Annotated in this window: 7 protein-coding genes; all 7 read left to right on the top strand. The window is 71.9% G+C overall.

The window, feature by feature from the left end; translation table 11 throughout:
* The first annotated feature begins 3 nt into the window (after positions 1-3).
* The 7 genes from ACH4ZX_RS36580 to ACH4ZX_RS36550 all read left to right on the top strand — a co-directional run bounded on the left by ACH4ZX_RS36580 (position 4) and on the right by ACH4ZX_RS36550 (position 16,160).
* A complete protein-coding gene (locus ACH4ZX_RS36580; protein ID WP_398282601.1) occupies positions 4-1,533 on the top strand; it encodes an SCO6880 family protein in 1,530 nt (509 codons plus the stop codon).
* Positions 1,533-3,092 (top strand): type VI secretion protein, encoded by a 1,560-nt coding sequence (locus tag ACH4ZX_RS36575; protein WP_398282599.1) that lies wholly within the window; start codon positions 1,533-1,535, stop codon positions 3,090-3,092. The genes ACH4ZX_RS36580 and ACH4ZX_RS36575 overlap by 1 nt, the downstream gene beginning before the upstream one ends.
* 2 nt (positions 3,093-3,094) lie before the next feature.
* Complete coding sequence (locus tag ACH4ZX_RS36570) at positions 3,095-4,825, top strand: type IV secretory system conjugative DNA transfer family protein (protein WP_398282597.1); 1,731 nt, start codon at positions 3,095-3,097, stop codon at positions 4,823-4,825.
* Positions 4,818-5,336: a hypothetical protein gene (locus tag ACH4ZX_RS36565; protein WP_398282595.1), complete on the top strand. Its 519-nt coding sequence runs from the start codon at positions 4,818-4,820 to the stop codon at positions 5,334-5,336. Before ACH4ZX_RS36570 ends, ACH4ZX_RS36565 begins: the two co-directional genes overlap by 8 nt.
* A gap of 105 nt (positions 5,337-5,441) precedes the next feature.
* The gene (locus ACH4ZX_RS36560) at positions 5,442-5,732 is read left to right on the top strand and encodes a hypothetical protein (RefSeq protein WP_398282593.1); all 291 of its coding nucleotides are present in this window, start codon (positions 5,442-5,444) and stop codon (positions 5,730-5,732) included.
* A 92-nt stretch (positions 5,733-5,824) separates the two neighbouring features.
* The gene (locus ACH4ZX_RS36555) at positions 5,825-15,595 is read left to right on the top strand and encodes an SNF2-related protein (protein ID WP_398282591.1); all 9,771 of its coding nucleotides are present in this window, start codon (positions 5,825-5,827) and stop codon (positions 15,593-15,595) included.
* Between the two features lie 37 nt (positions 15,596-15,632).
* On the top strand, positions 15,633-16,160 hold the full coding sequence (locus ACH4ZX_RS36550; RefSeq protein WP_398282589.1) for a hypothetical protein: 528 nt from the start codon (positions 15,633-15,635) through the stop codon (positions 16,158-16,160).
* Positions 16,161-16,328: the final 168 nt, after the last annotated feature.

Below are 16,328 nucleotides of genomic sequence, written 5' to 3'. Positions count from 1 at the left end.
CCCATGTCCAGCTCCACCCCCGTCACCTACGGCGGCTGGCAGTCCGAACGCAGCGGGTTCATGGGCCGGCTGAGCGGGGTCGGCTTCGCCCTGGTCGTGGGCGGCTGCGTGCTGCTGCTCACGCCGCTCAACCTGGGCAGCTGGGCGGCCGCGCTGGTGTGCGTGCCGCTCGCGGCCGTGCTGTTCGCGCTCGCCCTCGGGCGCGTGTTGGGCCTGAGCGCCGACGAATGGATCCTTCTCGCAGTAAGGCATCAGATCAACGTGGCCACCCGGCGAAACGTGTTCATGTCCGGGGCGTTCGCCCCGCGTTCGGCCAAGACCGGGCAGCAGCCGATGGACCTGCCCGGCGTGCTGGCCCGCCTCCGCTTCCTGGAGGCTCCCGACGGCCTCGGCGGCACCCTCGGCGTCTCCCACGACCCAGTCGCCAACACCTACACCGCCGTCGCCCGCATCACCTTCCCCGGGCTCGCGCTGATCGACAGCGACCGGCAGACCGCCCGCGTCGCCGCCTGGGCGGGCTTCCTGCGCGGCTTCTGCACCGAGGACTCGCCGATCATCCGGCTGGCCGTGCACCAGCGGTGCCTGCCCGACGACGGCGCGGCCCTGCGCTCGTGGACCGACCGGCATCTCGCCCCGGACGCCCCGAAGGAGGCGGTCGCCGCCCTGACGGAGCTGATGGAAGGTGCGGGCCCGGCCGCCACCACCCGCGAGACGTACCTGTCCGTCACCCTGTCCGCGCCCAAGGCGAGGCTGGCCATCAAGGGCGCCGGCGGCGGCCAGGTCGGCGCGGCCGCCGTCCTGGTACGCGAGCTGCACGCCATGCACAGCGCCCTGTCCACCGCCAGCCTGCAGGTCGTGGAGTGGCTCGCGCCGCGTGCCCTGGCCCAGGTGGTGCGCACCGCCTACGACCCCGAGGCGCAATTGATGCTCGCCACCCGCAACGCCGCCACCCAGGAACCCGACTGGCAGGGCCTGCCGCCGGGCCTCGACCCGCAGTTGGCGGGCCCCGCGTACGCCGAGACCGACTGGGGCACCTACCGCCACGACGGCGCCTGGACCGTCTCCTACCAGGTGCGCACCTGGCCGCAGGCCGACGTATACGCGACCTTCCTGCAGCCACTGCTGCGGCCGCGGCAGAACGCCCGCCGCTCCCTGAGCGTCGTCTACGAGCCCATCGGCCCGCGCCGCGCCCGTCAGGACCTGGCCCGTGAGAAGGCGAGGCGGCAGTCCGCACGCCAGCTGCGCGCCAAGACCGGCCAGGACGAGTCAGCCGACGAACTCCTCGAAGCGGAGAAGGCCAAGGCCCAGGACGTCGCCCGCGCCTCCGGACAGGGCGTGGTGCGGCTGACCGCCGTACTCGCCGTCACCGTCACCGACCTGGGCGAGCTGGAGACCGCCTGCGCCGAGTTGCAGGCCGACGCGGCCGCCTCCGGGCTGGAGCTGCGCCGCATGTGGGGCGCCCAGGACGTCGGGTTCGCGGCCGCCGCGCTGCCGCTGGGCCAGGGCCTGCCCGACCGGAGGATCGGTTTCTGATGGCACCGCTGCTGTTCAAGCGCCGCGACAACGGCGACACGATGCTGAAAGAGGCCGGCTTCGGCGAGGCCACCGGCTGGGAGAAGCGGCCTGCCGAGGCGCCGCAACCGGCCCGGAGCGCCCGCGAACAGCGCCGGGCCCGGCTGCTGGAAGACCCCGACACGGTCATGCGGATCGCCCCGAAGAAGGGCTGGGCGCATCCGTACGCCGGGCGCTCCGCATCCCTGCCCCGCGTCGAGGTCGTACGCGCCGACACCGCCAACGCCGCCGGCGCCTACCCGTTCCTGCACGCCGCGAGCCTGCCCCCGGTCGGCGCCTACATCGGGCAGAACACCCTGACCACCGAGGCGTTCAGTGCGCACCCGGCCGTCTGGGTGAAGGAAGGGCTGTGCACGAACCCCAACGTGATGATCACCGGCATCCCCGGCTCCGGTAAGAGCGCGCACATCAAGGCCTTGTGCTTCCGGCTGATGGCGTTCGGCCACCGCACCCTGATCGCCGGGGACGTGAAGGGCGAGTACGCCGCCCTGTGCCGCCACCTGGGGGTGGAGCCGGTCCGGCTCGGCCCCGGCCTGCCCGGACGCGTCAACCCGCTCGACGCCGGACCCCTCGGCTCCGGCCTGGAGCTGATCAAGGACCCGGGCGAGTTGCAGAACCGGCTTCGGGAGATCCACCGGCGCCGGCTGACCCTGCTCAAGGCGCTGCTGGAGCTCCAACTGCGCCGCACCCTGCTCCCGCAGGAGGAAGAGGCCCTCGACGTCGCCGTGCGCGAGGTGACCGGCGAACTGTACGGGCAGACACGGCTGGAGACGCCCACGCTGCCGCTGGTCTACGACAAGCTGCGCGACCCCAGTGACGCGATGGCCGAGGAACTCCGGGTGCGTGACCGCGAGGTGCAGCGGGCCCGCGAGCAGATGGAGTCCATCCGCTCCGCCCTCGGCGCCATGGTCAACGGCCATGTCGCCGGCCTCTTCGACGACCAGACCTCCATCGGTCTGGACTGGGACGCTCCGATCCAGTCCGTCGACATCTCCGCCCTGGAGCAGTACGGCGACGAGACCGTCGCCATGGTGCTGACCTGCGTCTCCTCCTGGGCCCAGGCCGCCATCGACCGCCCCGGCAGCCGGCCCTGGATCGTCGTCCGCGACGAGCTGTGGCGGCAGATGCGCTCCGGCGGCGCCTCCCAGGTCAAGAAGATCGATGCCGACCTGCGGCTGTCCCGGGCGACCGGCACCATCCAGCTCCTGGCCACCCACCGGCTCTCGGACTTCGAAGGCGTCGGCGCCGCCGGCTCCGAGGCCGTCAACATCGCCAAGGACCTCATCAGCTCCTGCGAGACCCGTATCCAGCTCGCTCAGGACACCCGCCCGCTGCGCCTGACCCGCGAGGCGATCGGCCTCACGGACGCCGAGTGTGACCTGATCGGCTCCTGGGGCGCCGGACAGCGAGGCAGGGCCTTGTGGAAGGTCGGCCGCGGCGGCGGCTCGCACGCCGTGCAACTGATGCTCTCCCACACCGAACAGCAGCTCTTCGAGACCGACGAGAAGATGGTGATCTGACCGTGGCCGACAAGAGCGCCGGCAGCGGCCTGGACGACAACACGCTGCTCGCCGCCTACGCCGCAGGCCTCGCCGTGGCGCTGGGCGGGGCGGTGCTGCTGGCCGCCCCGCTCGCCGCCCTGCTGTCCGGCCGAGGCTGGGCCCACCCGACGGCCGGCGTCCCGGAAACCGTGCTGCGCGCCCTGGTCAACGGCCCCGGCACGGTGTTCTCCCCCACTCCGCCCGCCTGGCTGTTCTACCTGCTGACCGTGGCGCTGCTGCTGACGTTCTTCCTGCTGCTGCTCAAGGCCGTCACCAAGCTGAACTCCGGCGGCCACACCGGCGGCGCCCAGTGGGGCGGTGCGAAGGTCGAACGCAAGCTCAAGGCTCCGCAGGACCCGAAGCTGCGGGCCAACCGCATCACCGCCGGCCGCGGCATGAACACCAGGAAGATCGTGGCCGCCCAGCCCAACATCAGCGCCACGGTCTTCGGGGTGCCCGGCTCCTCCAAGACCACCGGCCTGGTGCTGCCCAACGCCGCTGAATGGCAGGGCCCGCTCGTGGTGACCACCACCAAGGCCGCCGACCTCGACATCATCTACGCCCGCCGCCGCGCCCTAGGCCCGGTCTGGGTGATCGCCCCGGCCGGGATCCCGGGACGGGAGACCGACAAGTGGTCCCCGGTGGAGTACTGCACCGACGCCAAGGCCGCCGACCGCATGGCCGCGTGGATGGCCGAGGCCTCCTCCTCCAGCGACGACAAGCGCGCCGCACCCTGGATCGACCAGGCCAAGAGCGTGCTCAAGGGCGTCCTGCTGGCCGCCAACCTCTCCGGCGGCGGCATCAACGCCATGCGCCGCTGGCTCTCCCTCGGCAAGGACGCCGTCGACCACGTCCGCTCCGTGCTGCAGCAGCACGGCTACAACGAGGTCGCCGACGACTACGCCTCCCCCTGGCTGCGCCTGCACGAAGACGGCATCGGCTCCATCCAGTTCAGCCTCAACGTCCTCGCGCGCGTCTACGCCGACGAGGAGGTCCGCGAGACCTGCGCCGGCACCGACTTCACCGTCGAGGACCTGCTGACCAAGAACGGCACTGTGTGCCTGATCGCCTCCGAGGCCGACGCCGAACGGTTCGCCCCGCTGCTGACCTCGATCATCGCCTCGATCATCCACGGCGCCGAGGTCGCCTACAACACCACCGGCAAGCCCCTCGACCCCGGGCTGGGAGTGCTGGTCGACGAGGCGGGCAACATGCTGCGCTACCCCCGCCTGCCCAACATCCTCACCACCGGCCGCGGCATGGGCATCGTGGTGCTCACCGTGTGGCACGACCTCTCCCAGTTGCGCGACCGGCTCGGCACGCAGAAGGCCAACACCGTGCTGTCCGCCAGCGGTCTGCGCATGCTGCTGCCCGGCTGCGGCGACCTGGAGACCCTCCGCTACTTCTCCGGCCTCTACGGCCGCACCGAAGTGGGCAGGACGTCGACCGGCCGCTCACGCGGCGAGGTGTCCACCAACACCACTCCCACCGAGACCGATCTCGCTCCCGTGCACTCCCTGCAGCAACTGGACGACTTCACCGCCATCGCCCAGTACTCCAACAAGGCGCCGATCAAGGTGAAGATGCGGCTCACCTTCCGCGACAAGGACCTCAAACGGCTGCTGGCGGCCCCTCAGCCGAGTGCCGGAGCCGGTCCGGCGAGCCCGGACAAGGCCGCGGCGCCCGCGGTGGAAAGGGCGGGCCGTGGCTGACCCCCTCGACAACCCGGCCGCCCTGTGGCCCGCCGGCCCGTCCGCGCAGAGCGCACCGCCGCAGCCGCGCCGCTGGGTGTGGTCGGCCATGTCCCCGCCCGAGCGCCGCGCGCGCCTGCGCGAGCTGCGCACCTGGGTGGAATGGCTGCGCCGCACCGCCGAGCTGCACAACGAGATCCCGCCCTGCTGGTACCGCCACCGGTGGGTGCGAGAGATGCTCACCGCCCTGTACCTGGGCTGGCTGCGCACCTACGAGGGCGAGAAGACCCCGGGGCGCGAGCTCGCCGAGGCCGAGTGGATCAACACGGTGCACGCGTTCAAGCCGTACATGAAGCTGCCCGCCTGTGTCGGCGGCCACCAGGATCCGCCTCTGCCGCCTCCACCGAACCCGCAGGCCGACGAGGAGTGGGAGCTGTACCTGGCCACCTCCGCCGACACCACGGACAAGGCGAATCACCCGGCCGAGGCCGAGGTGCGGCGCATGGCCGCCGAGCTGGACCCGCCGCTGTAGCGAGGCCTGGCCTGACCAGGGACGAGACGTCGTAGGGACACGGGGAGAACACGTTGAGCACCAGGGAGACTGAGGGAGCGCTTCGTGTCGAGGAGGAACACCGCAGTGACGCAGTTGAGCAGGCACGGGAAGCTGGCACGGGAGTACTGGGAGACGTACCGGCCGCGGGCACTGGCGGAGCTGGGGAACGAGGAACAGCAGGAGGAGTTCTTCCACGCCCTGGATCTGCGAGTGACGGAGAAGATCGGGACGCTGACGCAGAACCTGCTCCAGCAGCTTCCGGCGGGGCAGCGGGCGGCGGCCCGGCGGGCGACGCGTTCGCAGGCGCAGGAGCTGGTGTACGACGAGGAGATCTGGCTGGAGAAGGAGCCGGGGACGGAGCACCGGGAGATGTAGCTCCGCCCCGCTTCCGGCCGGAGGGGCAGCAGGACCTCGCCCCGTCCGGGCAGGGGGAACGGGCCCGCGCCAACCTGGCGGCCCTGGAGGCATTGCGCGTCCTGGAGCGCGAGCGGCGCCCGGCGACCGAGCAGGAACAGCGCATCCTCGCACGCTGGTCCGGCTGGGGTGCCCTGCCCGTCATTTTCAATCCGCGGCCGGCACGGGCCGCGTTCGACGCGGACGATGTCTTCGAGCGGGCCGCCGCGCGCTGGGAAGCGGTCGGTGACCTGCGCGAGCAGATCCGGGCCCTGCTCACCGAGGACGAGTGGGCGGCAGCCCGCCGCAACACCATCAACGCGCACTACACCGACGCCGACCTGGTCCGCTCGATCTGGGACGCGATGCGTCAGCTCGGCTTCCGGGGAGGCCGAGTCCTCGAACCCGGCTCGGGATCGGGCAACTTCATCGGCTTCGCCCCGATTCTGACGCACGAGCCGGTGCGGATGACCGGCGTGGAGGTCGAGCCGACCACCGCGGCGATCGCCCGCCACCTGTACCCGGACGCCCAGATCATCAGCAGCGGCCTCGAGGAGGTCCCGCTCGCCGACGGCGGGTTCGACGGTGTGGTCGGCAACGTGCCCTTCGGCCGGTACAAGCGGTTCGACAAGGTCCACAATCCGGACCTGGCGCTCTCGATCCACGACCACTTCGTGCTGAAGTCGCTGTACGCCACCCGTCCCGGCGGCATCGTCGCCCTGATCACCTCCCGCTACACCTTGGACGCGGAGAATCCTGGAGCGCGCGAGCGCATGTACCAGCTCGGCGACCTGGTCGGCGCGGTCCGTCTGCCGGCGCGGGCACACGCGGCGGCGGCCGGGACGGACGTGGTCACCGACGTGCTGTTCCTGCGGCGCCGCATGGACGGCGAGGAGCCGGGCGACAAGACGTGGCTGACCGCCCGCAAGCGGGTGCTGCCCGGCCACGACGACGAACTCGCGGTGAACACGTACTTCGACGCCCATCCCGAGTACGTACTCGGTGAGCTGCGTGCGGGCTCCCGGGAGTGGGGTCCGGAGGTCACCGTCGTCGGCCGCACCGACCAGGCGCCGGCCGAAGCCCTGGCGGCCGCGGCCGCCGCCATCTCCGTGGAAGCGCGGGCCGCAGGCCTGACCGCCGCCGCCGACCAGCGCACGGAACCGGTGCAGACGATCGTCACCAGCGGCACGGAAGGCGCCCTCGGGCTGGACGCGGAGGGCAACCCCACCATCATCGACGGCGGCCGCCCGGTCCCGCTGGAGATCCACCCCGACCAGCGTGAGCAGATGGTGCAGCTCATCCGCCTCAAGGGCCTGACCCTGGCCCTGTACGCGGCGGAGGCCGACACCCCGGAGCCCGGCGAGACCCCGCAGCTCGCCCGGCTCCGCGCCGAACTCCGGGTTGCCTGGCGGGACTACCGCAAGAGCCATCCGCCGCTGACCAAGCCGCGCCAGCACTACAAGTTCACGCCGCCCGAGGCGAGGGCGCAGGCCACGGCGCAGGGCCTGAAGGACGTCCCGGAGTCCTGGAAGCAGCGCACCGCGTTCGCCTGGATCGACGACGACCCCGACGCCTCGCTGCTGTTCGGCCTGGAGGAGTGGGACGACCGCACCGGCAAGGGCATCGAACAGGACGTGCTCCTGCGCCGGGTCCTGGAGCCGCGGAGCCTGCCGGTCCGGGCCAACAGCCACGAGGACGCCATCGCCCTGGCGATGGAGTACGACGGCGGCCGCCTGGACATGGGGCGCGTGGCCGGCCTCCTCGGCATGGACGAGGAGAGCGCGGCCGCACAGTGCGCGGACGCCGGTCTGGCCTACCGCGACCCGGAACAGGGCGACGCCTGGGAGCCCAGCCACCGCTACCTGTCCGGCAACGTCCGCACCAAGCTCGCGGCCGCCAGGGCGCGGGTCGCCGAGGACCCGACGTTCCAGGGCAATGTCGCCGCCCTGGAACGGGTCCAGCCCGACGACCTGGCACCCTCCGAGATCAAGGCGAAGATCGGCGCCCCGTGGATCCCGGTCGACGTCTACAACGACTTCCTCGCCCACCTCGGGTTCGAGGACGCCGGCGTGCTGCACGCGGGCGGCACCGTGTGGGAGGTCCGTGGCGCCAAGAACGGGGACCTGGCGCGCACCGAGTGGGGCACCGGCCCCCGGCCCGCCCAAGACCTGTTCACCGCGCTGCTGCGACAGACCGAGTCGACCATCCAGGTCACCTACACCGACCACGAGGGCCGCACCTACGTCGACAAGGACGCCACCGACGCGGCCCAGGAGAAGGCCAAGCTCATTGCCGAGGCCTGGGACGACTGGGTGTGGGCCGACGAGACCCGCGCGACCCGGCTCGCGGGCCTCTACAACGAGGCGTTCAACAACCTGGTGATGCCGACGTACTCCGGCGCCCCGCTGACCCTTCCCGGTCTGATCAACGACTGGACGATGAAGGAGCACCAGAACGCCGCGATCCGCCGGATCGTGAACGAACCGACCGCGCTCCTGGCGCACGTGGTCGGCGCGGGCAAGACGGCGACCATGGCCGCCGGCGCGATGGAGCTGCGCCGCACCGGCCTGGCCAGGAAGCCGTGCATCATCGTCCCCAACCACATGCTCAAGCAGTGGAGCAGGGAATTCCGGCAGCTCTACCCGAACGCCAAGATCCTGGCGATCACCGCGAGCGACCTCAGCAAGAAGAACCGCGCGAAGTTCATGGGCCGGATCGCGGGCGGCGACTGGGACGCGGTGATCCTCACCCACAACGCCTTCAACGTGGTGCCGGTGCGCCCGGAGACCCAGCGCGCATACCTCGACCGTGAGATGAAGTCGCTGCGCGAACAGCTCGACATCGCCGCCGAGTCCGGGATGCACCGCAACACGGTCAAGCAGATCGAGCAGTCCCTGGCCAACGCGGAGGCCAAGCTCCAGCAGCAGATCGAGTCCATGGCCGATGACAACGGCGTCTTCCTGGAGGACACCGGCATCGACTACGTCTTCCTGGACGAGGCGCACGAGTACAAGAACCTGCGCACCGTCTCGGCGATCCCCGGCGCCGCCATCCAGGGCTCGGCGAAGGCCACCAAGCTGCACATGGTGCTGTCCTGGCTGCGCGAGACCAACGAGTCCGAGCGCGTGGCGACCCTGGCCACCGGCACACCGATCGCCAACTCGGTGACGGAGGCCTACGTCCTCAAGCGCTACCTCGCTCCGCATCTGCTGGACGAGATGGGGCTCGACGCCTTCGACAACTGGGCCGCGACCTTTGGCGAGGTCGTGAGCCAGCTCGAGCCCGACCCCAAGGGCGACGGTTACAGGTACAAGGCCCGCTTCTCCCGGTTCTTCAACGTGCCGGAGCTGATGGCCGCCTACCGCACGTTCGCCGACGTGCAGATGGCCGAAGACCTCGACCTGCCCACCCCGCCCGTGCGGGAGAGCGACGGGCAGCGCGGTGAGACGGTCCTCATCCCGCCCACGCCGGCGCAGCGGCAGTTCATCAAGGAACTGCCGCACAAGCCGTGGGTGCGCAAGCCTGGCGGTGTCCTCAAGGCCCTCGGCGAAGGCCTGCGCGCTTCCGTCGACCTGGACCTGGTCGACGCCACCGAAGCCCTGCGCAACCTCGGCGTCACGCCGGGGCAGATCACCAGCGTCGACCCCGCGACCGGTGAAGCCGTACTCGACTTCACCAAGATCGGCGACCTCGCCGACGCTGCCGCCACCGACATGCGTTCCGTCGGCGGCAGCAAGGAGATGGGCAGCAAGATCCCCTACGCGGCGGACAAGATCGCGGAGATCTGGCAGGAGACGAAGGACATCGTCTATCCCGTCTCGGCGGACGACCCGACCCCGCAGGACCTGCCCGGCGGCCTCCAGCTCGTCTTCCTGGACGAGGGCACCCCGGGCAGCACCGCCAAGCACGCCGCCGACCTGTACGCGGACCTGCGTGACGAACTGGTCGCCCGGGGCATGCCGCGCGAGTCCATCCGCTTCATCCACGAGGCGGGCACCGACCGCAAGAAGGAGAAGCTGTTCGCCGACTGCCGCGCCGGACGCGTCCGCGTCCTGATCGGCAGTACCCAGAAGATGGGCACCGGCACCAACATCCAGGACCGGGCGGTCGCCCTGCACCACCTGAGCTACCCGTGGCGGCCGGCCGACATGGCCCAACGCGACGGGCGGATCGAGCGCCGCGGCAACCTCAACGCCCCGTGGGTCGACAACACTCCTGACGACGTCCGGATCATCTACTACATCACCGAGCGGACGTTCGATGAGTTCCGGCTGACGACCCTGGCCCGCAAGGCCCGCTTCATCGGCCAGATCCAGCGTCGCGACTTCAGCGCCCGCGAGATCGAGGACATCGGCGCCGACGCCATCAACATCGGCATGCTCGCCGCGTTGGCCTCCGGTGACCCGGCGATCCTGCAACTGGCCGAGGCCACCGCCGAGCGTGCCCGGCTGCAGGGCCTGGCCCGTAGCTGGGACCGCCAGCAGGACACCCGTACCCAGCAGCTCACGGACATCGACGAGTTCCTCGCCCGGGCGGAGACCGCCCTGGAAGGGATGCGGGCGGCGGCCCCGGACCGCTGCCCCACAACCGGCGACCACTTCGCCCTGACCGTGGAGGACGCCACCTACCGCAGCCGCGATGCGGCCGCGGACGCGCTGGGCGCCCGCATGGTCGCCATCGCCGGGGACCAGTCGATCCGGCCAGGCGAGCGCATCCCCGTCGGCACCTTCGGCGGGCAGGACTTCCATGCGGAGATCGCCTACGGGGCCAGCGGCCGCCGCCAACTGCGCCTGCGCTTCGCCTGGGGCCACGTCGTCCCCATGGGCCAGCGCGAGGACCGCGCGCAGTGGCAGGCGTCCTCGGTCACCCGGTCCAACGGGCGCGGCGCCATCCAGAGCCTGGAGCACTTCCTCAACCACCTGGACGACGACCTCGACAAGCTCGACGAGTCGGTTGCGTCCGCGCGCGAGCGCCGCGAGGAGATCGCCGCCAACCTGCGCCAGAAGGACGAGAACCCCTACCGCATCCAAGCCCGCTCCAAGGAGCGCGAGGAACGCGCCCTGGGCAAGCTCGTGGTCGCCAACGAGAAGGAGGCCGCCCTTGCCGAGCGCGTCGAGCGGGCCGCGAGCGTCGACGAGGGCGCCGCCGAGGAAGTCAACGAGGAACTTGCCGCCCTGCGCGAGCACATCGCCGACCTGCGCAAGACCATCGAAGACGAACACCACATCCAGCAGCAGGGGCAAGCGCTCGCCCGCGGTGACATCAACCTGGAGAGCGCGCCAGTCGTGGCACACCCAGACGCCGAGGCGGCTTCAGCCGAGGTTGCATCGGGTGGCGAAGGAGAACGGGCAGCCGGATCCGAACGGGCAGTCGGATCCTCCTCGGCCGCCGCCGAGCGACAGGATGACGCCCCGCCGACTGAACTGCGGGAACGGCCGGTCCTCGACCAGCCCGCCCCGGACACCGCGGCCGCGACCGCGTCCGAGCGGCACCAGCCCGCGCCAGAGCCCGCCGCGCCCGAGGATGCGGCCGAACGGTCCTTGCCGTCCTCCGACGTCGAGCCCGAGGAACGAAAGGCGTCCGAAGCGGACGTGTCCCCCGCGGTGGACACAAACCTCGAACTTCAGCCCCCGCCCGGGCAGGAAGTCCCGGCCCCTGCGCCGGCGGAGACAGAAGGGGAGGCGGAGCCGCGCACCGGGCCCTCCCCGGCGATGGCCCGGTGCGCGGCCGTCCTGCGGTACTACGAGCCGCTGTTGCAGCGCCACAAGCTGTCCGGCAGGGACGTCGTGGCCTACATCGACCGCCCCGGCGTCGGCTATTCCTATGACCCGGACAACCCGTTCCTGGACCTGGTCCACGAGATCGGCAAGGTCGGGGAGCGCCTCGGCGGCAGCTTCCGCCGCAGCTACCACGAGTGGGTCCACTATCAGGTCGGCGAGAGGCGCGCCGCGCAGAGCGAGCAGATGACCAGCCTCAGCATGGACCTGCTCACGCTGTACGGCGACCAGACAGAGCCCCTGCTCACGGTCGATCTGGAGACGATCCTCGCCGCCTCGCCCGGCACCGTCATCGAGCTGGAGTCCGAGGCGGAGCTCGAAGCCGCGGACGCGGCAGCGGCCCGCATCTTGATCATTCATGATGCCGAGGGCACCGAGGTCCGCAACACTCCGCGCGGGGGAGACCAGCGCATCCGCGAGGCGCTGCACGACCTGGGCTTCAGATGGTCGCGCCGCCAGCAGAAGTGGTACCAGCAGCGAAACACCCCCTTCGATCACCGTGACACGGCCGTACGCGGCCTGCGTGCCGCCTTCGAGCAGATGGGTGTCCCCTACACCTACGACGGGCCCGACCCCGGCCCGCAGGACGCCGAAGAGGCAACCGAGACCGGACCGGAGACCACCGCAGCACCGGTCGGACAGGAACCGGCCGGACCTGCCGCGGAGACAGCCGATCCTGCGCCCGGGCCCGAACCGGACGGCTCGGCGGCGGAGGCGGACAGCGAGCCCGAGATACAGCTCGACCTGTTCGGGACAACGGCGGAGGCCTCGCCGGACGGTCCGCCCGACGACGGCACCGATGCCGCGGAGGACACGAAGACCGCACCGCCGGCCGTCGCCGAGCCGGAGCCGCCCGCCATGGAGGTGGAGCCGGTGGCCGACCCGGCCGCCGACATCCGTGCACCGGACAGCGAACCGGAGGGCGCGGTCGCCGACCCCGAGCCCGCCCCGCCGACTGACCCAGCACAGGAGGATCCCGCCGATCCGACGGCTGCGCAGGATCCCGCCGAGACCGGTCCGGCACCAGCCATCGGATCGGAGGAGGGACAGACGGCACCTGCGGTGGACGAGGCTGCCGCCCACGAACCGATCGCCACGGCCTATCAGCCGTTCACCGACCACACCGCGAACCAGCATGCCGCCGGGGAAGGCCAGGAAGCAGGCGGCGAAGTCCACCCCTCGCCCAAGGCACTGCCACCTGCCCGCGACGAGGAGACGGCCATCGCCTCTCAGACCTCCTCCGCCGGGCAACTGGGACTCTTCGGACCGGGCGAAGCGAGCGCCGAGCGCAGTGCCCCACCGGCCGACGCTCCTGGCCCAGAGCCGGCACGAGAACTCGAGGCCGCTGAACCACGCCCAGCCCCCGCGCAGCCCACCGGCGCGGACGCGAGGACACGGTCGGAGGCCTCGCCGGTCGAGCCGGAAGAGGCCGCTGCGTCGGACCGAGACGAAGGCGCCGGCACAACGCCGCAAGCGCCGACTGCGGCTCCGTCCGGCGACGAAGACGCCACAGACTCACCTGACGCCACAGACGTACCTGCGGACGTCGAGCCACCGGACGCCACCGATTCCCCGCCGGCGCTGACAGCGACCGAGAGCGGCGAGACGCTGCCGATCGAGGACCCGCCCGTGCCCGATTGGTACACCGAAGGACTCGTCGGCACGCCCGCGGTGACGGACGGCACGGACGAGGTCCCTTCCCCGCTGGAGGCCCTGGCGGCCCAGGCACAGACCGCTGCACCCGACCGAACGGAGGAGACCCCGATGGCCGCACCCACCGAGCCGGCCGAGGCAGACCTGGCCCGCGTCGTCACTCCCGCCCAGGTACAGGATTGGGACGGGCGCTATTTCCTGCATCTGTCAGGACTGCCGGACCAGGAACCGGACGCCGGTGAAGTCAGCTTCGGCGTCCCCGAGGGGTACAGCGTCCTGGTGGCGACCCTGCACCGGTCGGCCACCAACCGATGGTTCGCCCGCGTAGCCGCAGGCGCGGCAGGCGTCCCCGACGACGTGACGCCGCTGGCTTCCACCCCGCAGGAGGCCGCCCGGCAGGGTGCAAAGCTGTGGTCGTACACGACCGGGCAGCCGCTGGGAAACGAGCCCGCCGCTTTCCGACGACAGGGCCCCGTGTCCCGTTCCGACGCGCTGCGCACCGAGCTGGGCCGGTTCCTGGACGAAGCCCAACAGGCCGTCCAGGCCGCCGCCGCCCGGGCCTGGCCTTCCACCTACGGTCAGCTCGCCGAACTCCAGCGTCTCGGCGAGCTGTTCGACGGCCTGCAGCCCTGGCAGCGCCCGGACTCCCCGGCCGGGACCGCGAACGGCGCCATCCAGATCGTCGAGCGGTTGAAGACACTGCAGCAGGCCGCCGGCGCCTGGCGCGACAGCCTCCGGCCGGGGACGGATGCCCGGCAGCACATGGCGTATCCGCTCACCCTGGTGGTCGGCGAATCCGCCCGTCTGCAGCAGCAGATCACCGCGACCGTGGAGGAAGTCAGCGCAGAGCGGGCCGCTACCCGGGCGGAAGAAGACGCGCAACATCTTGCCGCCTCCGCCGACGACGTGGCACCGGAGGAGTCACAGAAGACGGCATCCGAATCTGCGGCCGCCGCAAGCGCCATGCCCTGGGAGGGCCAGCCCGATACTCGGCCCGAGCCGCCGGCGGAAGAACTCGGCGACGCGCTGCAGGCCCGCGCCTTGGCCCGGGCCGCGGCAGCGCCCTCCCGAGACCAGCAGGAAGTTCCACTGTGGACCGGCACCGACCTGCCGACCGGTGCATGGCGTGAAGAGGGCGGCGTCCTCTACGACGCCTACGGAGTCCCGCAGTGGCGCCTCAAGACGGCCCCCGGCGCGCAGCCGTCGGCCACGGAGACACCCGGCGACGACACCCCGGCCCCGGATGGTGACCCGTACGAACCGGTCGGCATCAAGGAGGCCTTCGCGTCCACCGTCGCGGAGGCCTGGGCGGACATCGTCCCGCCCGAGCACGGCACGGTCGAGGACCTGCTCGAAGCCGTCGACGCGCCGCTGCGGGAGCTGGAAGAGCAGTGGCAGCGAGCCGTGCCCGCCGAGCGTGCGGACCGCGCACAGCAAGCCGCGCCCGCCTCGGACGACCAGGACGACGCCGCACCCCCGCGGCGGCGAGACCCGGAGCCGGTCAACGAGGCCCTGCGGCAGGCCGACGAGCACTCGGCCGCGTTGCAGAACTTCCCGGAGTGGCAGCGGCTGCAGACCGTCCGGGGCGCCACCGCCCACCTGTGGAACGTCCTCCGGGAGAAGGCGGGCGCGTACTTCGAGCAGTTGCGCAACGACATCCGTGTGCAGGGCTTCTGGCGCACGATTTCCATCCGGACCACAGCGGTGCTCGCGACCGGCGCGCAGGCCCTGGCCGACTTGGCGGCCCGCGGCCGCCGAGGCGGCGACCTGCCCACCGCCCAGGCCCTGCTGGGGCTCGGCGACGCCGCCCTCACCTATAGCACCCCCGGCATCCCTCGCCCCGACCGCCAGGCCCCGGACAGCGCTGCCGACGACGTTGCTGCCGAGGTGCAGCAGTTGCGCACCACCCTGCGGACCGGCGCCCCGGTCCCGTACGGGACGCGTGAGGAAGCCGCGCAGGCCTCCCGGGAGGTCGCCGAGGCCTTCCAGGCGTGGCGCGACACCCCCATGGGCCAGGAGCTGACCACCGCATCCGAGCACCCGCGGGTGGCCGCGTTCCGGCAGGCATGGCAGCGGCTGCCTGCGGCTGACCTGCCCGACGGCCCCGGCACGGCCGCTGGCCCGTACGGGGACGTCGGCCGGACCGCCCAGCAACTGGTGGAGCGCGCCGCGGCCGCGAACGTCCGACATGCCCAGGCAGGACAACCACCCCGGTTCGCCGAAGGCGACGTCGAGGCCCTGCGGGCCCTGGCCACCCTGGCCGAGCACCACGGCGGGCGGCTCGCGGTCACCCTGCCGCCCGGCCTCACCGCCGCCGCGCCCGCCCCCCGGGCCGCCGCACCGCAGGTTGACGCGCCGCGCCCCCGGGTCGCGGCTCCCGCCGCCCCGGCGGGTTCCCGGGGGATGTCGGCGTAGCGGCCATGCCCAGACCGAGTGAAGGAAGAGGTCCCAGGTGAGCACCCCGGAACAGCCCGTGCCCGCCACGTCCGCCTGGCGGGGTGCGGCGGCGGAGGCGCTGAAACTCGACTCGCCCACGCCGCTGCAGATGCTGACGGACTGGGAGATCCAAGAACGCCAGACCCGGCTGACCCGTGCCGAGGAGGCCGCCCGGCGCCTGGCGGAGGCCGAGGCCCCCGACGGCGCCTTTCGCATGGCTCAGCGCCTCGCCGACCAGGGTGCCGACCGGGAGCTGATCGAGCGGGCCCGCACTGCCGCTCGCGAGGACGAGTTGTACGCCCGCGAGCAGAGCACCAGGGCCCACGCCTGGGCCGAGCAGCTGCACGAACAGACCGAACAGGTCGACGCCGAAGTCCACCGGCGCCGGCAGCTCACCCCGGCCCAGCAGCAGGCCGAGGCGCCGGAACGGAAGCAGCAGCGGGCGGCTGCACCGGCCCGGACCACGCGCCCGGAGGCCGGGCCATCGGCATTCGTTCCGCGACCGACGACCGACCAGACTCGGCAGCAGGGCCAGTCACGCTGACGGTGTTGCCCCCATTGGACCCGATGGGGGCAACACGGGCTGACCTGCGGCTAGAGCGATTGGCCCCGTTGACGGGCGAATTCAAGGGGTCGTCGCAACACGCGGTGAGTTGATCAAGCCGCGAGCAGTTTAGACAGACGCTCGGCTGGGGTTTCCCAGCCGAGCGTT

The organism is Streptomyces sp. NPDC020490, assembly GCF_044335305.1.
Lineage (GTDB): Bacteria > Actinomycetota > Actinomycetes > Streptomycetales > Streptomycetaceae > Streptomyces.
Note: the sequence above shows the minus strand (reverse complement) of the source record. Positions and strands in the feature narration are given on the sequence as shown.

Excerpts from the sequence above, each read along its gene's own strand:
- ACH4ZX_RS36580 (WP_398282601.1), top strand. The coding sequence starts at position 4 with ATGTCCAGCTCCACCCCCGTCACCTACGGCGGCTGGCAGTCCGAACGC.
- ACH4ZX_RS36575 (WP_398282599.1), top strand. The coding sequence starts at position 1,533 with ATGGCACCGCTGCTGTTCAAGCGCCGCGACAACGGCGACACGATGCTG.